General features: G+C 35.9%; 18 protein-coding genes and 2 pseudogenes. 7 read left to right on the top strand and 13 right to left on the bottom strand.

The genetic code is table 11. The features are described from left to right. Nucleotides 1-7 precede the first annotated feature (7 nt). Genes ulaA through ACFFIX_RS03400 form a run of 3 tightly spaced genes read left to right on the top strand, consistent with a single transcriptional unit; the run spans nucleotide 8 to nucleotide 3,187 of the window. Complete coding sequence (ulaA, locus tag ACFFIX_RS03410; RefSeq protein ID WP_378930539.1) at nucleotides 8-1,390, top strand: PTS ascorbate transporter subunit IIC; 1,383 nt, start codon at nucleotides 8-10, stop codon at nucleotides 1,388-1,390. A gap of 1 nt (nucleotide 1,391) precedes the next feature. Then, nucleotides 1,392-2,243, top strand: coding sequence for a transketolase (locus ACFFIX_RS03405; RefSeq protein ID WP_378930537.1), 852 nt, complete (start codon nucleotides 1,392-1,394; stop codon nucleotides 2,241-2,243). Continuing rightward, the gene (locus tag ACFFIX_RS03400; protein WP_378930535.1) at nucleotides 2,240-3,187 is read left to right on the top strand and encodes a transketolase family protein; all 948 of its coding nucleotides are present in this window, start codon (nucleotides 2,240-2,242) and stop codon (nucleotides 3,185-3,187) included. Before ACFFIX_RS03405 ends, ACFFIX_RS03400 begins: the two co-directional genes overlap by 4 nt. 292 nt (nucleotides 3,188-3,479) lie before the next feature. Here ACFFIX_RS03400 and ACFFIX_RS03395 read toward each other — a convergent pair whose 3' ends face one another. Both ACFFIX_RS03395 and ACFFIX_RS03390 read right to left on the bottom strand, forming a co-directional pair. Then, nucleotides 3,480-4,322 (bottom strand): aldo/keto reductase, encoded by an 843-nt coding sequence (locus ACFFIX_RS03395; RefSeq protein WP_378930533.1) that lies wholly within the window; start codon nucleotides 4,320-4,322, stop codon nucleotides 3,480-3,482. A 95-nt stretch (nucleotides 4,323-4,417) separates the two neighbouring features. Next, nucleotides 4,418-5,620, bottom strand: coding sequence for an MFS transporter (locus tag ACFFIX_RS03390; RefSeq protein ID WP_378930532.1), 1,203 nt, complete (start codon nucleotides 5,618-5,620; stop codon nucleotides 4,418-4,420). 284 nt (nucleotides 5,621-5,904) lie between these two features. Between ACFFIX_RS03390 and ACFFIX_RS03385 the strand changes: the two genes are divergently transcribed. Next, nucleotides 5,905-6,231 carry a winged helix-turn-helix transcriptional regulator gene (locus tag ACFFIX_RS03385; RefSeq protein ID WP_378930530.1) on the top strand — a complete coding sequence of 109 codons (327 nt, stop codon included), beginning with the start codon at nucleotides 5,905-5,907 and terminating at the stop codon, nucleotides 6,229-6,231. A gap of 99 nt (nucleotides 6,232-6,330) precedes the next feature. On the opposite strand, the gene ACFFIX_RS03380 is transcribed toward ACFFIX_RS03385, so the two are convergent. From ACFFIX_RS03380 to ACFFIX_RS03355, 6 genes and pseudogenes are all read right to left on the bottom strand, one after another. After that, nucleotides 6,331-6,624, bottom strand: a complete 294-nt coding sequence (locus ACFFIX_RS03380; protein WP_378930528.1) for a hypothetical protein — start codon at nucleotides 6,622-6,624, stop codon at nucleotides 6,331-6,333. Nucleotides 6,625-6,749: 125 nt separating this feature from the next. Further along, nucleotides 6,750-7,361, bottom strand: a complete 612-nt coding sequence (locus ACFFIX_RS03375; RefSeq protein ID WP_378930526.1) for a LysE/ArgO family amino acid transporter — start codon at nucleotides 7,359-7,361, stop codon at nucleotides 6,750-6,752. 237 nt (nucleotides 7,362-7,598) lie between these two features. After that, a pseudogene (locus tag ACFFIX_RS03370) lies at nucleotides 7,599-7,909 on the bottom strand (GNAT family N-acetyltransferase); the annotation flags it as partial. Continuing rightward, a pseudogene (locus ACFFIX_RS03365) lies at nucleotides 7,909-8,391 on the bottom strand (DinB family protein). The pseudogenes ACFFIX_RS03370 and ACFFIX_RS03365, both read right to left, overlap by 1 nt. A gap of 338 nt (nucleotides 8,392-8,729) precedes the next feature. After that, complete coding sequence (locus tag ACFFIX_RS03360) at nucleotides 8,730-9,587, bottom strand: LysM peptidoglycan-binding domain-containing protein (RefSeq protein ID WP_378930524.1); 858 nt, start codon at nucleotides 9,585-9,587, stop codon at nucleotides 8,730-8,732. A gap of 312 nt (nucleotides 9,588-9,899) precedes the next feature. Then, the gene (locus tag ACFFIX_RS03355) at nucleotides 9,900-10,604 is read right to left on the bottom strand and encodes an SAM-dependent methyltransferase (RefSeq protein ID WP_378930522.1); all 705 of its coding nucleotides are present in this window, start codon (nucleotides 10,602-10,604) and stop codon (nucleotides 9,900-9,902) included. A 212-nt stretch (nucleotides 10,605-10,816) separates the two neighbouring features. On the opposite strand from ACFFIX_RS03355, the gene ACFFIX_RS03350 reads away from it, so the two are divergent. After that, on the top strand, nucleotides 10,817-10,999 hold the full coding sequence (locus ACFFIX_RS03350; protein ID WP_378930520.1) for a YolD-like family protein: 183 nt from the start codon (nucleotides 10,817-10,819) through the stop codon (nucleotides 10,997-10,999). Between the two features lie 156 nt (nucleotides 11,000-11,155). Here ACFFIX_RS03350 and ACFFIX_RS03345 read toward each other — a convergent pair whose 3' ends face one another. Continuing rightward, a complete protein-coding gene (locus ACFFIX_RS03345; protein ID WP_378930518.1) occupies nucleotides 11,156-11,362 on the bottom strand; it encodes a GNAT family N-acetyltransferase in 207 nt (68 codons plus the stop codon). Between the two features lie 506 nt (nucleotides 11,363-11,868). On the opposite strand from ACFFIX_RS03345, the gene ACFFIX_RS03340 reads away from it, so the two are divergent. Beyond that, nucleotides 11,869-12,171: a hypothetical protein gene (locus tag ACFFIX_RS03340; RefSeq protein WP_378930516.1), complete on the top strand. Its 303-nt coding sequence runs from the start codon at nucleotides 11,869-11,871 to the stop codon at nucleotides 12,169-12,171. Nucleotides 12,172-12,247: 76 nt separating this feature from the next. On the opposite strand, the gene ACFFIX_RS03335 is transcribed toward ACFFIX_RS03340, so the two are convergent. From ACFFIX_RS03335 to ACFFIX_RS03325, 3 genes are all read right to left on the bottom strand, one after another. Next, on the bottom strand, nucleotides 12,248-12,502 hold the full coding sequence (locus ACFFIX_RS03335; protein ID WP_378930514.1) for a hypothetical protein: 255 nt from the start codon (nucleotides 12,500-12,502) through the stop codon (nucleotides 12,248-12,250). Between the two features lie 123 nt (nucleotides 12,503-12,625). Continuing rightward, a complete protein-coding gene (locus ACFFIX_RS03330) occupies nucleotides 12,626-13,303 on the bottom strand; it encodes a DUF1129 family protein (protein ID WP_378930512.1) in 678 nt (225 codons plus the stop codon). Further along, the gene (locus tag ACFFIX_RS03325; RefSeq protein ID WP_378930510.1) at nucleotides 13,296-13,631 is read right to left on the bottom strand and encodes a PadR family transcriptional regulator; all 336 of its coding nucleotides are present in this window, start codon (nucleotides 13,629-13,631) and stop codon (nucleotides 13,296-13,298) included. Before ACFFIX_RS03325 ends, ACFFIX_RS03330 begins: the two co-directional genes overlap by 8 nt. Before the next feature lie 430 nt (nucleotides 13,632-14,061). On the opposite strand from ACFFIX_RS03325, the gene ACFFIX_RS03320 reads away from it, so the two are divergent. Next, complete coding sequence (locus tag ACFFIX_RS03320; RefSeq protein WP_378930508.1) at nucleotides 14,062-18,300, top strand: tetratricopeptide repeat protein; 4,239 nt, start codon at nucleotides 14,062-14,064, stop codon at nucleotides 18,298-18,300. A gap of 152 nt (nucleotides 18,301-18,452) precedes the next feature. Here the strand turns inward: ACFFIX_RS03320 and ACFFIX_RS03315 are convergent, their stop codons facing one another. Next, nucleotides 18,453-19,727: an FtsW/RodA/SpoVE family cell cycle protein gene (locus ACFFIX_RS03315; protein WP_378930506.1), complete on the bottom strand. Its 1,275-nt coding sequence runs from the start codon at nucleotides 19,725-19,727 to the stop codon at nucleotides 18,453-18,455. Between the last annotated feature and the right edge of the window lie 3 nt (nucleotides 19,728-19,730).

The raw sequence follows: 19,730 nt of genomic DNA, 5'->3' as shown, positions 1-19,730 counted from the left end.
AAGATTCATGAATGGGTTCCTTAACGTAATCGTTGATATTCTAAGTCAACCTGCGATTCTTGTTGCGATGATTGCACTTATTGGCTTACTCGCACAGCGTAAAAACATCCCAGATACATTGAAAGGAACAACTAAAACATTTGTCGGTTTTCTTGTCATTTCCGCCGGAGCAGGTATCTTGCAAGGTGCACTTGCTCCCTTTGGTGAAATGTTTCAACAAGCCTTTAATGTAAGCGGTGTCGTACCAAACAATGAGGCAATTGTTGCTCTAGCACTTAATGAATATGGATCAAGTACAGCTCTCATTATGTTCTTCGGTATGGTTTTTAATGTGTTAATCGCCCGTTTTACGCGCTTTAAGTATATCTTTTTAACCGGTCATCACACTCTTTATATGGCATGTATGCTAGCGGTAATTTTCACGGTAGCCGGCTTCACCTCATTTTCTCTTATTGTAACTGCTGGTCTTGCCCTTGGAATTATCATGACCCTCTCTCCAGCTATTATCCAGCCATTTGTCTGTCAAGTAACTGGGAATAACAACGTTGCACTTGGTCATTTTAGTGGGATTGGCTATGCAGCAAGCGGGTTGATTGGCAAGCTTGTGAAAGGAAAAAATTCTCGTTCTACTGAAAACATCCCTTTTCCAAAAGGACTTGGTTTTCTTCGAGATTCAACGGTTAGTATTGCACTAACAATGACGATGATCTATTTAATTGTCGCAATTTTTGCAGGACCAACTTATATCGAAGCAGATTTGAGTAATGGAACGAACTACCTGGTTTTCTCATTAATTCAAGCTGGTACATTCGCAGCTGGTGTATTCGTAATCTTGTCAGGTGTACGTCTTGTCCTTGCAGAAATTGTACCTGCATTCAAAGGAATCTCTCAGCGTATTGTTCCTAATGCAAAACCTGCTCTTGATGTTCCAATCATTTACACGTATGCACCTAATGCAGTACTCATAGGATTTTTCGCTAGCTTCGCAGGTGGACTTTTTAGTCTACTGATGATGTCTCTAATCGGAACGGTTATGATTCTTCCAGGCGTTGTGCCACATTTTTTTACGGGGGCAGCAGCGGGTGTTATTGGGAATGCAACTGGGGGCGTGCGTGGATCAATTACCGGTTCCTTTATTAACGGGATTATCATAAGTTTTCTTCCGCTTTTCCTCTTACCAGTTTTAGGAGACCTTGGATTCGCAAACTCAACCTTCTCTGATACGGACTTTGGTGTTGCTGGAATCTTCTTCGGTACACTTGCTAATTATGTTGGGCAAACTGGCATTGTTATCAGCCTAATTGCTATCCTAGGAGCTATGTTTGCTCTCAGCTTTAAACGCACAAAAAAAATTCAAGCAAATAATGAACCTTTCAAGGAGGCTAAATAACATGCTAGCAACACAAACAGATTTGCAATTTTTCGCCAATCAAATCCGTTACTATACCCTTAAAGAATTAAAGGCAATCGGCTTTGGTCATTATGGAGGCAGCCTTTCCATTGTGGAAGTGCTTGCTGTTCTATACGGCAAACACATTCACGTTGAGCCAGATGATGCTAAAAATCCAGACCGTGACTACTTCGTGCTCTCAAAAGGTCACGGGGGTCCCGCTCTCTATGCAACACTTTTTCTAAAAAAATTCTTCTCAGAAGAAACCCTTTATACTCTTAATCAGAACGGTACGACTCTGCCCTCACATCCCGATCGTAACTTAACACCAGGTGTCGAAATGACAACCGGGTCTCTTGGCCAAGGTATATCAGCAGCAACAGGAATCGCTTTTGGAAATAAGCTTGATGGACGCACGAATTACACATATGCCATTGTTGGCGACGGCGAATTAAATGAAGGGCAATGTTGGGAAGCGTTCCAATTCGCTGCTCATCATCAGCTCGAAAATTTAATCGTCTTCATTGACGATAATAAAAAACAGCTCGACGGTCTAACCATTGATATTATGAATCCATTTGATTTTGTAGAGAAAATGAAAGCTTTTGGATTTGCTGCAGAGCTAGTCGATGGAGCAAATCTCGAAGAAATTGATGCAGCCGTAGAACGTGCTAAGAAACGTACTGGTAAACCAACAGCCATTGTGCTGGATACAATTAAAGGGCAAGGTGTCCCGTATCTAGAGAAAAAAGCTGACAATCACCATATACGCCCAACAGAAGTAGACATGAGTGCTATCAACTCTACTCTAGAAGAACTAGAGAAAGTACTCGAAGGAGGTCAAAACCAATGACATTTTCTTCTGCCCTAGACCAAAAGGAAATGCGTCAAACATACGCCGATACAGTACATGAATTAGCCAAGAAAGATGATCGTGTCATCGCGCTCGAAGCTGATTTAAGCTCAGCCATGTCCACAAGCAGACTGGAGTCTGAACTTCCAGGTCAGTATGTGAATGTCGGTATCATGGAAGCCAATATGATGGGTCTTGCAGCAGGTCTTTCAGTTGTAGGGCGCAAACCTTTTATTCACTCTTTTGGTCAGTTTGTTACCAGACGTGCTTTTGACCAACTTTTCGTTTCTCTTGGTTATGCGCAGCTTAACGCTGTGATCGTTGGATCTGATGCTGGAGTCACAGCAGAACATAATGGGGGGACGCATATGACGTTTGAAGACATTGGTCTTATGCGCGAAGTTCCAAATGCTCATGTTTATGAAGCAAGTGATGCACATCAATTTAAATATTTACTGAAAAAAGCATATAAAGACGGGGGTGTTCATTATATCCGCACAATTCGGAAGAAAGCGGTCAACCTTTATGATGAAAATGAATCATTTGAAAAAGCCAAAGTACTGCGTAATGGCAAAGATGTAACCATTGTTTCATCGGGGATTATGGTAGCTGAAAGTTTAAAAGCAGCTGATCTACTTTCTCAACAAGGCATAGATGCAACCGTTATTGACATGTTTTCAATTAAACCTTTAGATATAGAAACTCTTATTGAGGCTGCCAAAGCAACAGGGGCTGTCGTCACTGCAGAGAATCATAATGTAAACGGCGGACTTGGCAGCGCTGTGGCTGAAGCTCTTGCTGAACATTACCCAGTCCCTCTATACCGAGTTGGTGTTCGCGAACGCTTTGGGCAAGTAGGGCAGACTGATTATTTGAAAAAGGTGTATGGGCTAGATGCACATACGATAGTTAGGGAAGTTGAGAGAGTTATCGAAAGAAAATAAACTAGCACTATTCACCTGCATCACAGAACCTTACCAAAATTAAGTCAGTCACCATATTCGTAATTCATGAACGGTACTGGCACCTGGCATCAAGGAAAACTAAAAAATGATTTGTTATCGACATTACTTCATCTTTTGAGACTTTAGTTTGAAATGGTTTAGAGCAAAATGGCAGAATTACTTCGGGAAGTATGCCGCAGATTACCAAACAGTAGATTTTTGTTTCCTTTAGAAAAACCCCAACAGACGAATATCTGCTGGGGCGTTTGTTGTTTTACTTCGGCTATATTATTTAAAAATCAAAATTATCAGGATCTGGTCCTACACGATGATTTTGGTTAAGAGAATTGATCTGCTTCATATCCTCTTCAGACAATTCAAAATTAAACAAGTCACCATTTTCTTGGATACGGTGCTCTTTTATAGATTTTGGAATAATGACCACTCCATTTTGTAGATGCCAACGTAATACAACTTGAGCAATCGATTTATTATGTTTTTTGGCTATCGTTAATAAAGTTTCATTTTCAAATAATTGCCCTTGCATTAGTGGAGCCCAAGCCTCTACCTGAATAGAGTTTTCTTTTAAGAACTTTCTTAGTTCCTCTTGATTTAAAAGAGGATGTAGTTCTACTTGATTAATCATTGGCATGATTTCAGCATTCTTTATTACCTCTTTTAGATGGTGAATTTGAAAATTACTCATCCCGATTGCTTTTACTTTTCCTGTTTTATATAAAGTTTCAAGTGCTTTCCAGGACTCAACGAATTTCCCTTCAACTGGCCAATGAATTAAATATAGATCTAAGTAATCAAGTCCTAACCTTTTTAAACTATCTTCAAAAGCGCTCAAAGTAGACTCATATCCCAGATCAGCATTCCAAACTTTTGATGTAATAAATAACTCTTCACGCTTAATCCCTGTTTCTGCGATTGCCTCTTTGATGCCTTGTCCTACTCCTTCTTCATTTTCATAGATGGCTGCTGTATCAATACTGCGATACCCATTACGAATAGCTGCTTTTACAGAATCTACGACGATTTGTCCATCCTCTACCTGAAATACACCTAGCCCGAACCACGGCATTTCAACTCCGTTGGATAAAGTTACTTTATCATCTATTTTATTAATCATATAAACTCCTTTTTTAGTTGTATTCTTCCTATCATTCTTCTAATTGATATGCTTTTATCTATCACCCCCTAAAAAGTGGAACCTAAACTACTTTATCATTTCTCTAGATTTCTTTCTAAAGAAGAACTCCACATTGTAAGAAGGACAGCTCCAAAAACCATCACACCACCAATCCAAGGTGTATGAATTAACCCGATTGAATCTACGATTAGTCCTCCTACAAAAGCACCTATTGCGATTCCAACGTTAAACGCAGCGATATTTAAGGCAGAGGCGATATCAACTGCTGAAGGTACATGTTTTTCAGCTAATTGAACGACATAAATTTGCAATCCAGGAACACTCATGAATGCTAATAAGCCTAAGAAGAATAGTGTAATAATTCCTACCACTTTAAATGGTGCTGTGAACGTTAGAATAATCAGTACGATTGCTTGAATTAAGAACATCCAAAACAAGGCTTTTAACGGATTTTTATTGGCTGCCTTTCCGCCAATCGTATTACCAATCGCTACAGCTAGACCGTAAATAAGTAAGATAAAACTAACTGCACTTGGTGCGAAACCAGTAATATCTTCTAAAATTGGTGCAAGGTACGTAAACGCTACAAATGTACCGCCATATCCTAAAGCTGTAATTGAAAATGCTAAGAGTAATGGACCGTTTGTTAATATTTTAACGTTATCACTTAATTTTGATGGTGGAGCTTGTTTAAGGTTTTTAGGAACTAGAATGGCACTTGCTATAATTGCAATGACGCCTAGAAGTGCAACCGCCCAGAACGTTGCTCTCCATCCAAATGCTTGACCAATAAATGTACCTAATGGAACACCCGTGACTGTGGCAACTGTTAATCCTGTAAACATAAATGCAATCGCGCTAGCCCGTTTGTTTTCTGGAACAAGGTCTGCTGCAATCGTAGACCCGATTGAGAAAAATACCCCGTGAGAAAATGCAGTAATGAACCTAGCTACTAACAACAATTCAAAACTTGTCGACAAAGCAGCGACTGAGTTTCCAACAATAAATACGAGCATTAATACCATCAATAATGTTTTTCTACTTATTTTATTAGTTAACGCAGTAAGAATTGGTGCTCCAATTGCAACACCCATTGCATAACCAGATATTAATAAACCAGCAAGGGTAATTGAAATATTTAAATCATCAGCTAAAGAAGAAAGTAAACCAACAGGTACAAATTCTGTCGTACCAATTCCAAATGCACTAATTGCCAGTGCCATTAACGCGGCGGTGCCACCTTTTTTTTCTTGTTTATTTATAGCAGTTGAATTCATCAATGAATCCTCCTTGTAATTTTTATTGGACAGTGTAATTTGGCGCCTTGCAAATTTTCATTACGCTGCCTATGAACGCTATTATGAAAGATACAATATAAAAATAATAGTATGCACTTTAAAGTAACGTAGGAACCTATAGGTACCTATGGTCGTTTTCGTCCTTTTGTTTCCCAGCTATGTATGTTATTATCACTTCAATAGTAAAAAAAGAAAAGTACGCACTTTAAAGTAATGTAGGCACCTTTAAGTGCCTATATAAGTATAAATAAGGAGGGATTAACATGGCTTACAATATTCCCGTAGAAGCCACACTTGATGTGATCGGCGGAAAGTGGAAAGTCGTTATTATGTGTCACTTAATTAAAGGAGAAAGACGAACGAGTGAATTGAAAAAGCTCATGCCCGGCATCACGCAAAAAATGCTGACTCAGCAGCTTCGTGAACTTGAGGCGGATGGTGTGGTGAATCGCACAGTTTTTGATCAGGTTCCGCCGAAGGTTGTTTATTCTTTAACAGAGTATGGCTGGTCTCTTCGTCCTATTTTGGATGCTATGTGCAGTTGGGGAGAAGGACACATCGCATTAATTGAAAAGGAAGTTGCAAATTAAAAGGATTAAAAAAAGGATTCGAATGCTAAAGAGCAAACGAATCCTTTTTTTAGTGGTTAAACCTGAATCAATTGAACTACAAATCCTTTTTATTCTACTTTAACAACGAACTACTTCGTTCAGTGGGATAATCAATAGAATCGCTATCTGAACTAAGGTTTCGGGAGTCACTTTATCAGAAACCCTTTTATCAACACTAAGCATATATTGCCAACTATCTCTTTCAAAAACCAATACATTAAAACCCGCAATCTTCATATATGTTGCATCATTTCCGCTCTTTAACTTAAAGACATTTAAAACATACTTTTCCCTAATTGGAATTTTTTGATTAACAGGTCTAACATCAATTTTGTAATGATTTTCAGGTGATTGATCACTTATAAATTCCACTTCAGAAAGAGTTATTCATGTCCCCATCTAAATCATTAAATCTACCGAAGTAATGAGTAAATGTTATCGGTGGTACTCTAAGTGGCAATTTCAAACCTTGTTTAAAATGTTGTTCAAAGTTTCACTTAACGAATAAATGTAAAAAGTAAATATATTGCTGTTCCCCACATAATTAGAGCTGATATCTTATTTAAAGTAGAAATAAAACCTCCTGAATTATTTAACCTTCCAACTTGCCTTCCAACGAATGCAAGAGAAAAAAACCATATCCAAGACGTTACAATACAAGCTAAAGTAAACCCTAGTTTCCCTATACCTGAGTACGATATTGAACTCGTTCCAATTACCCCGATCGTATCCATAATTGCATGAGGATTTAACAACGAGACTGAGGCCGCAAAAGCAATTTGTCTTTTGGGAGCAAGTGCTTTTTCATCAGATGAATATGTACTCGGCTTACTTTTCCAAGTTACGTAGCCCATATAACCTAAAAATATAATTCCAACGGTTAATAAAACTACCTTTATCCAGTAAATACCTAAAACAATGACTGATACACCTAAAACAGCTAAAGATATAAGTAAAGTGTCACAAATAGATGCCGTGATTATTACTGGTAAAGTTCTACTAAACTTGTCCTGAGTTGCACCTTGATTAAAAACAAAAACATTTTGAACGCCCAATGGAAGTATAAGTCCAAAAGCCAAAATAATACCATGAATAACAGCTGTTATCATATAAACTCACAAACCTTTCAAACTATTTTATTATCATATAATTTTACCATAATATGCAAGTGATGAAAGTGTTCTTGGTCATAGGTTAAATGATTAAGAATGGACTTCAAAAATTCATATCCGGATTTTCTGATTACTATTTCAGCTAGTAGTAGGTTATGCATCCAGCAAATCCGGATAGTTCAATTAGAAAAAGGCTGCCGAGACAGCCTTAACTCCTAAAACCCGTTCAGCTTATTAATAAACTAATTTGCACATAAGAATGTCGTCAACATATTCATTTTCATCGATCTTAAATTCTTTAATTTTACGTCCTTCTTCAACGAACCCCATACTTTTGCACAAGACTATTGCCCTATGATTTGTTGAGAATACCCTAAACTTACCTTTTCAATTAAAGGGTTCTTTTTTGCCCAGTCTAATAATTCTTTCATAAGACTTTTTCCAATTCCCATACCTCTGTAACTTGTACTTAACAACATTCCAAAAGAACCAGTGTGGGACAATCTCTTTCTATTTTGAGAAAGAAATACGATCCACCCAACTATCACTTGTTGCTGTGATTCCAGCTTTTTTGTATCTTCCTAATATAAATAATTTGACCAATATGATACGCATTATGTGTCGTTACACTCCCTAATACCTCCCACCATTTGGTATCGGAAAATCCTTGAACATCACTTTCTAGCTACTTTTTCTTTAATATGTCTTGCCAATGTAAAAGAACTTCTAAAAGTTGTTTTTGAAGATCATCAAATGTTTTATTGTTTTGAATGATAAACGTACTTTCATTATTTCCTACTGTTGGAACCACATGAACACTAGATTTTTTATACCTTGTTTGCCACGTTTCATTCCAATATAGCAAGTGTTGTACTATTTCGACAATACTATTACTTTCTTCACTAACCTTCCAAAAAGCTTCTTCCTCTGTCAAGTTTTCAACTGATACTGAAAAGGGTACATACCAACTTTGCTCATTAGCATTGGCTAACAACTGATCAGATATAACATCTTTTGCGTGAACCATATTTGTAACACTCCTTCTAAAAGAGAATTCATAATATTTGCCATTTAATTTTATACTTTTCTATTTTAGAAGGATATTCCCCTCTTTTATTAACTCTTTTTATTCAACTTTATTCCCCGTTGAAATATCTTTTTGTTAAATCTTTATCTTTAAACGTGTATACTACCGAGTAGTTATTATAAAACTCAACAAAACCCGCAACTAAATGCGGGTTTTTTACTTTTTTAAAATTATTTGATCATTTTCCGATCCGACTTAATCATACAGATTGCAGCCTGACAAATAGACAATGACTAATATAATTATGAATATTTTAATAAGACTTTAATGTCTAAAGTTTAATGCATAGATGCTAAAATTTCTTGTATTTTACGTGACACTAGGGGATAAAAATAATTTGTTGCACTATTTGTGGAATTACCTCCGAAAAACCCAGTACCGGGGCAAGTTTTAACATCATAAACTGCACCTCTATCTAACACTCTTTCTCCCGTTTTCAAATTCCACCAATGATGATAAGTGATACTGTCAATTGAAGGAGTTAACCCGAATTTTATACTAAGTAAGGCAGTGACATAAACAATCGTTTCTTTTTGTTCCGCAGTCATAACATCATGTCCTATATCAAAGTTCCCAACATTTTCGATGGCAATTCCAGAAGAGTTAGCCTTTAACCCAATTGTACCTTCGGGAGCTACGTTAAATGGCCTAGAAACTGCTACTTTTCCATCGGGAAATGTAGTTATGTTTTGAGCGATATTTTTCCACCCCATTTTTTTAACATGATAATTCTCCATACCCTTCAACATTTCAAAATGATTCGAACCATTAAATTGCTTATATGACGGTAACCATGTGTGATGATGTTGGATAATACTTATTTTCCTATTAAATTTATTGTGAAATAACCAATTTCTAAATTCTTCCTTTGTCATAAGGATATACTGTCCTTGCACTGTCATTTTTTTAGGAGTAAGCTTTAATTTTTGGCCTAAATAGATTTGATCAGATGTAAGTCCATTGGTTGCTTTTAGCACTCTTATAGAAGTCCCATTTTTATTTGCAATTCCTGATAAGGTATCTCCAGACTTTACCACATAAATATTGCTGGTCTTATTTCCAGCTGCATGAGAAGGAGATATATTTATTAGCATTATTAAAATTAAACTAATTACAAGCACAGTATTTTTTTTCATCTTTTATATCCTCTCATTGTTCTATAACGAAAATTAAAAAGCTCTGTTGTTCGCAGCTACTATCTTTTCCTTTACAAACTACATTTATAGTTTGTAGAACAGCAATGAAATTATTCTAATTATTTACTGTTAATTTTCGTGTAAGATTGGACAAAAGCGTTGAAACTATCTATTTCAAATAACCCGGTTGGTTTACTAATTCTAATTCACAAAGAACTCAGGATAATTCCTCAACATCATACTGGCTGGCATGCAAAGGTTATCAACAAGGTAATTAAAAAAGAAAGGACAACGATGAACGTTGCCCTCTTGTTAGCCCTTAATTATTTTTAACATCGAATTAGCATTTTTCTGAAATTCATATGAAACCTTAACCTCTTCGACCAGACATCCTTTGTCTTCAAGGTAACTTATTATTTTATCTAAGTGCTCATATCGTTTTCCATCTAAACCCATTAAAGGAAAAATCCGAATTTCGTCTTTGGAAACTCTTAATAACTCATTTAGCGTTGTTATATGAAATTGATAATCTAGTCGATCAGCATACATAAATAAGAAATGTGCAGAAAGAATCACATCAAATTCCGAATCTTTAAAAGGTAAAGACGGTAATGTAACTGGAACATATCGTTCGTTAAATTCATTCATATCGTTTGCACAATCTTTTAAGGCACTTAAACGGTGTTTTCTCAGTGTATCTATATCGCTGAAATAATCCCAAACATAGTTGTTTTTTGCTTTTTCCATATGCTCCATCGCGTGTTCAATATCCTGGAGACCTTTACTTTTTAAGTTGTCACACGTTTGATAATAAGCAATGTCACAGGCTGTTACATCTAAACCTAATTTACTTCCAACAGCTGTAAAAGAACACGCTCCCGCTGGACAATCGAGTATCTTTTTTCCCTCTAGTTCTTCTATTGAAAGAGAAAACATATCTATATACTCTTCAAAGGTTCTTCCAATAAAAACAATTCGTTCTAAATTTAATTTTGCACTCTGCTCAACTATACTCAACTAGGCTCACCTCTTATAAAAGAATAAATTTATAATATCACAAAGAGTTGGAAATAATAACCGTTTTTTAACTTTTCTTATTAGGAGCGATTAATCTTGTTGTGTTTTTGTTTAAAATTCACAAACTGTTCATTTCTTAATGAAAACGCTTACTTTAAAAGTTGTATAATAAAGTTACATTCATATTTTAGAGAAAGAAAGGAGAAAGTTTTATGATTCTTAGAGAGTTAAGAAAAGATCGTTATATTACAGTCAATTACTTTAAAGATGGTTTGCTACAAACCTGTAAGGGGCATATATGGAACCTTAATCTTATTGAACAATCCTTAATGTTGAAAGATGAGCAACAAAGGATATTTTCAATTCGCTTATCTGGCATTAAAGAAATCCATTAAAGAAGATATTCTATTTATTGTTTAAAAACCGGGGAATTTCGCAAAGTTATAGGTTGCTCTTTTCATATTTTTGTTATTTTACCAAACAGTCTTATTAAACTAAACTGCACCTTAGTAGAACAAGCAAAGCTCTTTTCAAATGAAGTAAAGCCCCCGTTATAACTTGATTTGTGATGCTTGCCTTACTCCTCCCGAACCAGGTGTAAAGCCACACGTTAGATAAAAGTCAGTTTTGTGGTCCTTATATGTTACCGTTACAATTCCTAATCCAAAACGTTCAGATTCACGTAACAATTTTTTTACCAATTTAACTCCAATTCCCTGCTTTTGATACTCATGGTGAACGATAATATCTTCCACCATGTTCTAAGCCCCTTCCACAAACATAACCAAATGCTATTAGTTTATTATTTTCGTCTCTAGCGCCTGACCAAAAGTTGCATCGCTCAAACAAAACTTAGCGAGTTACTAAGAATTAAATACTTCTACTTTCCCTTCATACTAAGGAGTGCTTTTCCACGTCTAATTTTGATCCCTACATTTTCCTTCTTATCAAATTTATCAGAAAGTACATCTGCGGAATTAAAAATGAAAGAAGAACGATCGTAATGGTTCCGAACGTGTAAACTGCTTGCTCTGCTGGATTCCCTCCACAAATAAACAATGAACCAAAAGTGAAAAAGAGTAGGGAACATATCATTAAAATTAAGAAAAAAATGCTAATATATTTACTGATAATAATCCCCTTATTCAAACTGTGTTATATAGAAGTAATTTCCTTTTTTATTTTAGTACTTTATAATAATAAGGTAGCAGTTCATGTACAAAATTCATTGTACGATACGCCCTAGATAAGGAGGAAGTGCACAATGTTATCCTATGAAGCATTTAATTATATTACATATGTTTTTAATTTCTTTACAATTATCTTGGTTACATTATTTATAGTGATTGTTTTTCTTAAAAAATATGTTAAATTAATCACCTGGTTCACCGTGGTTAGTATTTCGTTTATTTGTATAGTGGTTTCAGCTTTAAATCTTATTTTTTTAGGATATGCTGCTGATGAAATGAATCTTCAATCTACTGAATGTTTTTATATGTTTATTGCAATCATTGGATTATCTGCAATCAACTCTATTATTTCTTATCGAAATAGGAGTCAGTCTTAATAGAACGTTTTAATAACCAACGCGAAGTATTTCTGTTAAATGGGAATACTTTTTGTTTGAGTACTACAAATTTCACTTAACCACCCCATAAACACAAGTATCCGGCAGCATATTCAAAATAAGGGAAGTTACCCATATTGTCAAAAAGTGTGTCGTTTAACACTGTCTCATCTTTAAATGTTTTTAATACGTATTCCTCCGCTTGTATTCTAACCTTTTCCTCTTCCGCTTGGTCTGGCTTCATGCTCTGAATAAATGAAAATATGAGTATACCGATTCCTAAGGCAATTACACTGATAATAATAAGGATAATCTTTATTAATTTCCTCAACGTTTTCCCCCTTGTAAGTAAAAACATGACTCTATAACTGTCTATTCCCAAGACAAAACTTAAGACTAATTGTTTCTTAAATTGATTATGACGGTAAAAGAAGTCCATCGATTTATATCTAATTCATTTTGAATTCCTACTCCCAATAACTTTACTCATCAGAATAAACGCACCACCAATAATTAGATAAACCCACCAAACTACCTTAAGCTCTGGTCCAAATTCAGGAAGTAGCCAGGTTAGAAGCAAAATAACCGCGAAAGAACCTCCACCGAATAAACCTACTTTCCAATATGCATGTTTCTGGTTCACTTTTGTAACAAACAGCGTTGACCGGATAAGTAAAAAAATAATCCTAATACCAAATGCGATCATTATTCCAATAGCTGTTGAAATAACCATTAAATTGCCAATATAGATCGTTTCTTTTACTTCTATAAAATTTAGCAATACTAAATAGATGCAACCAAATAGTAAACTGGACCATCCTATGGTATTAAATAGATTGGAAATGACAAATGGAATGACTTTTCGTTTTTTCTCGGAGGGTAAGCTTGCGATCAGTTCATCTGCGTATATTTGTGGCTCATTTCCAAATAGATCTTTTGCAGTCTTCCCTTCTTCTTGTCCTTCCAACAAATGATTCAGTAAATCCATCAAGACTTCTTCTCCTTCAAGTTCGGCTACTCGTAAATCTGTCCTGATATAAAGTAAAAAGTCACCGTACACCTTTTCATTTGCAGCATTTAATAGCGGACGTTTTTGATTATTTTCTTCAATTAATAATTCGGCATTACTCATTCTCTTCACCCCTATTTAATAATTCACTTACTGGAGTCGCAATTACGTTCCATTGCTGAGTGATTTGGATTAATTCTTCTTTTCCATCTTCTGTTAAAAAATAGTATTTACGATTTGGACCTGATGTGGATGTTTTTACTTCGTTGCGTATAAATCCATTTTTTTGTAGCCTAAGCAGCACTGGATAAATTGTCCCATCACTTATATTCGGAAGACCAACTTTCTGCAATTTTTGTGATAGCTCATATCCGTATACAGGCTGTTCTTGAATAACAGCCATCACACATGCGTCTAGAATCCCTTTTAATAGTTCACTTCTTATTGTCATTCTTAACACCTCATTAGTACTATGTCTTACAAGATAGCTTGCTATTTTTTAACTACCTTGCCTTGCAAAGTAGTTAATTTAAGTATAACTGATGTTTTTTGATTGTCAATTAAAGCCAGATGATATTCTGAAAATTCTAGTTCCTTTTCTCAAAAACTTTTAAGTGGAAGTAATCTTATCCTGATCAGCAGTCTCTTTGTATGGAGATGTCTGTTTCAAGTAATTTCTTACTATTCCATTATGAATATCATCTCTTGGTGTGTAACGATTACTTGGTACAATTTTATTGTTTTTTATGAATTAACTAATGAGAAAACAATAAATATCAACTAATATGAAAAAACTCTTAAATAGGTAATTGCAAAACACTAAAAAGAAAGTATATTAAGATTAACTGTTTTGATTATTGACTACTACTTCGGGGGATAAAATGGAGACTAAGCAAATAAAGCAATTATTAAAAGAAAAACAATATCAAAGTGCAATTGCTCTCTTTTTGAGTGAGTATTCAACACTTATTAACCAAAATAAAATGTCTTTTTTAAAAGAATGGCTTCGCAAATTTCAAACAGAGGAAGAGTTAACCGTTCTACTAAAAGTCGCTGACACTTCATTAATGGGGCAGTTGAGTCAATTAATTGTTCGCAATGCTCATCGTCGATTCCCTTCACACCAAACAACGCTTTGGTATTGTGAGGAACTAATTGATCAAAACAAGCTGATTGAAGCAGAGGAACAATTAAAGCTACTCGAAAAAGAAGAGCTAACACCTGAAATACAGGAGAAAACCTATTTTTTGATGGCATCGGTATTGATTCAGATGCAGCGATTTAAAGCAGGTTCTTTCTATATGACGAAATGCGAAAAGATAGCCAAAGAATCAATGTTAACTCGATGGGGATATTTTCATCTTCAAAAGGGTGAATGGAACAAAGCCCTCCTGTTATTAAATGATGGAAAAACGGATGAAAAAGACGGAGTTATCGCATATAGACTTTTAATTGAGCATCATTCTTTACAAGGTGACGACACAAAGGCGAATCAGATTTTAGAAGAAGCCTTAATTCATCATCCTAAATTCCCAAAGCTACTTGTAGAAAAAATTCGTTACCATTACAAGCTGAAGCAATGGAATGAGATGAGAGCGTCAATTGAACATTTGTTAGACGTAGCACCCTATCACGAATACCAAACAATGTGTCGAGATTATCTTGCTGACAGCTATTATCAAGAACAAAAATTCGACCAGCTACAAACTTTTTTAACAGATCATTCAAGATATGCCAAAGAATCTAACTACAAACACTTTCATTCTTTCAATAACAAAGCTCGTAAACAACTAAACTACACACCGATTGTTCAAAAGTATAGTTATTGTGTCCCCGCAAGTGTTGAAATGCTTTTAAGCATGTTTAACCTCAGAATTAGTCAGGATACGATCGCAGAATCAGTCTTTTCAGTTTCTGGTTCAAAGCTTTCAAATGCAGTTGCATTCATTGAAGAACAAGGGTTTGTTTGTCATTATTTTCACGGTAGTATTGATCGATTTAAGACGTTAATTGACTTACATGCAGCAGTAATAATTAGCATCGATTATCCGACCTCTGCACACGTCCAAGTAGTAGGTGGGTATGATGACAATTTAGAGATTTTTTCAATTCAAGATCCTAATTTTAGAGAAGCTTATCCAATTCGATATGAAAATTTCGAAAAGGAGTATGGAAATAATAAAGCTCTGTCCATTGCGATTGTTCCTAAGGAAGAGTCAGATAAATTGGCATTTCTAAACGAGCATGAACATGGATTGACAAAGAAGCTATTTACTCTTTCTGAGGCCTATACCGAAAAAGGAAGCAAACACGATATAGTCTTTTTAAAGGAACACATCCAAGAAGGAATTGTCGCAGCCTATCTTGTGAAATACTTAGCTGATGCTGTTGATGAAGACCTTTTGCATGAAGCCGTTGCAGTTATTAATGAGCAATTTAATGAAAGTGAATACTTTAATCTCATCATCGCATCAGCTTTTATACGAAAGAAAAACTTTGATCTTGCAACACACTATCTTGAAAAGAAACCATGCAAAATCTACCTTTCAACTTACTGGTACCTAAAAGGAAGACTGCATTTCGAGCAAGATCAGGATGAATTAGCGATTACAGGCTTTAAAAACGCCATTAAACATGAACCAGATGACTATGTGTTTTGGACTTATCTATCCAAAGGGTACGCCCTTGTAGGCAACTATAAAGAAGCGCTCGCTTGCAATGAAGTAGCTCTTGATATTAATGATGAAGACGTTTTTCCACGGATCAATCATGGTGTCCTATTATTTGATGAACAAAAATATACAGAAGCTCGAGAAATCTTTCACACTCTCCTTAAGGAAGAAAAATCCAATGCCTATCTTTGGTATGAAAGAGCAAGGTGTGACAGTGAGCTAGGAAGACCGCGCTTTGCGTTAAGAGGCTTTAAAACAGCTCTTATCTTAGAAAATGACGTTCCTTTTTCTTACCGTGAATTATCACACTTATATGAACTCTACTTCGAAGACAATGTATTAGCTGAACAAGTTTTACAGGAAGGACTTCAGCATACAGACGAATCGAGTGTACTGCTACAAGAGCTTGGTGATTTTTATGAACGTACTAAACAGTTCCAAAAAGCAAGAGACTGCTTTAGCAGAGGAACTGTGAAGTACCCTACCGACACGTACTATTGGCTCTCTCTTGCTTCCCTTTTAAAAGAAGAAGCGAAGTTTGATGAGTTTTTCAAATGGATGAACACACTTTATGAAAGATTCCAGGAAGATAGTGAATTCTTAATTAATGGAGGAACGTTAATCTGGGAAACTACCGAGCTATCGAATGCAGACGAAAGCTATTATGATTTGGCACTTTCACATATTGAAAAAGGACTTAGAAACACTCCTTCCAATTTAAAAGAAGCACTTGAGTTATATGTAGGTCTTATCCAAGATACGCCATTCTATCGACGTGGCATACAGTTTATGGAGGATGCACGGGAAAAAGCTGAAGACGAATTCTTCTATATTTCTTATATCGGCTGCCTTTATGAGCAAAGTGGTTATTTCTCTAAAGCAAAGGAATATTTTCACCTTGCGCTAACAATAAGAGAGGATATCCTCCCTCTTTATCGATTAGGAGAAATCTCATACAAGCTCGGAGAAAATGAAACAGCAGAATCCTTTTATAAAAAAGTACTTGAGCTAGATCCTAATCATGAGCAAGCCCTTCTTGACCTAGCATCGATTGCAAATCGAATGGAAAAGGGCAAAGATGAGAAAGATTTCCTACTAAAAGCTCTTTATATGAACCCTTACTGTGTATCTGTTGAACACTTAGTCAACGTAATTCAGGATCAAACAGAATTACGAGTACTGATTAGCTACTTCGAAAGCTTAGACAACAGATATGAAAAGTCATTTATATTGAACTCGACTTCCTATGTTCATGGAAAGCTTGGCAACATTCAAGAGGAAGAAGCTTGTTTAAATGAAGCGATCGCTTTATCCCCAGATCAACCATTAGTTCTCTACCATCAAGTGAAGCTCTGGATGAAAACTGGCAAACTAAAACTTGCTAAACAACAACTTTTATCACTCATCGAAAAAGATACTACAGACCAAGAACTATACGATACATTGATAGAGCTTGTACTAAATACACGCTCACTTGCAAAACTTGATCATGATTTGAGTAAGTTAAAGCTAGCTAAACCAGAGAAAAGTATTGTATACATGAATGCTGCGGTAGCCTATGAAAAAACGCTTGATTTGCTTCAAGAAACAGTGGAGGAAGCAACCACAAAGAAAAGCTTGTTCCAGAAGATCACGAATTTCTCTAAGTTTAGTATGAATATGGGACTGCTGCTATCACTCTATGAAACAGCAATAAAATTAGACCGAGAAAATATTACAGCTGTTGAGTGGTTAGCAGACTTTTATATACAGTCAACCCTTGTGGAGGACGCTATTAAGGTTCTAGAACAATCACTCAAGCACCATTGGAATCTCATGATTGCCTACAAACTTTCAACTCTCTATCTTGGTGAGAGCGATAAGCTTAGCGAGAAAAAACAAACTCAGTATTTGCTTAAAGCAAAGAATTTACTGGAGCATTGTATAGAAGAAAATGAAGATCCTGATTATATCAATCTACTAGGGCATGTTTTATTCGAGTTAGGCGATTTGATTCATGCGGAAGAAGCGTATGTAAAAAGCTTATCAATGGAGCCAACTATAGACAGTGGCTACTTCCATCTTTCAAGACTTTACGAAGCAATGGGCGATTATTCGAAAGCGGAAGAAGCAATTAAAATAGCAATCGAAATCGCCCCACAGGATCCTGAAAATTATATTCAATTTGGACATCTTTATCAGCATCAAGGAAAACCTGAAAAAGCATTGGAAACGGTAAATAAGGCGATTGAGCTTGATCCCGAAGAACCTTGCAGTCTCTACAACCGTGCTTGCTACTTAGCTGCTCTAGGAAAATTAAATGAAAGTGCCATACAACTCGAGGTCGTTTTTGAACTAGATAAAGATGATCGCTTTATTGTAATGGCGGAGGATGACGAGGACTTGGCTCCATTGAGAGAGTCTGGGTATTTCCCGCTAAAAGACCGATCAAAGAGTAAGATAAAATAAGTACAAAAACTACCTCTCCAAAAATCGAAACAGAGCGACTACTATTACGAGAGAGACTAATGGAATCAAGGAATTATGAGGTTGTTGAAGAAATAGTACCAATCTAAAATCCCCTTGCATAATAAGGGGATTTTGTTTATTTTACAAAGTAACTAGATCGCATTCTTTACAAACGTCAAATCCTTCCGACGGTAAACACTCAACACAATTCCAACTAAAAATGCATTTAGCAAGGTTGGCATTAGTCCATAACTAATAAAAGGAAAAGAAATACTAGTAATAGGCAAGAACCCTAATGTCATTCCAAGATTGTATGCGAGCTGCACAGCATAAAGTGAAACACACCCAATCAACAACAGCTTTCCGTAGGGATCATTAATTTTGCGAACAGTCATGACAATCCTAGCCCCAAGTAAGGTCAGAAGCAAAGCTAGAATGGCTGCGAATAACCACCCAAAGTAGTAGGTGAAGCTGACAAACACTAAATCAGTATGGGCAGAGGGTATAAACTCATCTCCCTTTGAATTTCCAAACCAGCCTGCACTGGACATAAGTTCCTTCATGAAAAGATATTGATATCCAGCCTCCTCTGTATACTTTTCGGGATATACAAATGCCAATAGCCTATCCTTTTGATAAGACACCAGAGAATTCCAAAGAATAAAACTAGCAGAAACTAAAAAACTGACTGTGATAATCGACATTTTTAAACTGTGCTTCCTGCCAATTTTACTCCACCAAATCATTGCAAATACCATCACTATATAAATAAAAATAGTTGGCAGACTAATTACAGCAAAAAGAAGATAAAGAGACAATAATAATAAAGCACCCCATTGCCATATCCTTAGTTTATTGTTGTGTAAAAAGGATGCCCACGCTAATAATAAGAAAGGTAATGCCATTGAGCTTTCAATTGCTATAGGCCCTAATATGAAATAGGGATGTCCAAAGACCATATTATTTGCAAACTGTTTAAGGATCACAAGAATACTTATGCCAATCAAGTAGAACACCCAGCTATACCTTTTGAACTTTCGATAATCTGTTAACATCAGAACGCAAGCTAATAAACCTCCAAGAATGACAAAAATGATTTTAGACGTTGCGAAGTGACTTTCATCTAGATATCCAAGTGACAAAATCGGCAAAAACCCTATCAATAAAATTGTACCGAATAGACCAAGCATCACCCAATCTATCCTCGGTCGATGAAGTTTATTCATTTGGATACCAAGTAATGAAGGATTCCCCATTTGTTCCACCGCTTTATTTTCAGCTTCCTTTTCAGTTAGCCCCTTATTTCCCCATTCTCTCTTCGCTTCTTGAATATGGTAGCTCAGCTCTGCTGAAACAGCTTCCTTCGCTTCCTTTGATCTAATTTGCTCCATAACCTCAGTTAAAAAGGAGTTTTTTCGATTATCCACTTA

The sequence above is a fragment of the Metabacillus herbersteinensis genome, from assembly GCF_042433335.1.
Classification (GTDB): Bacteria; Bacillota; Bacilli; order Bacillales; family Bacillaceae; genus Metabacillus; species Metabacillus herbersteinensis.
Note: the sequence above shows the minus strand (reverse complement) of the source record. Positions and strands in the feature narration are given on the sequence as shown.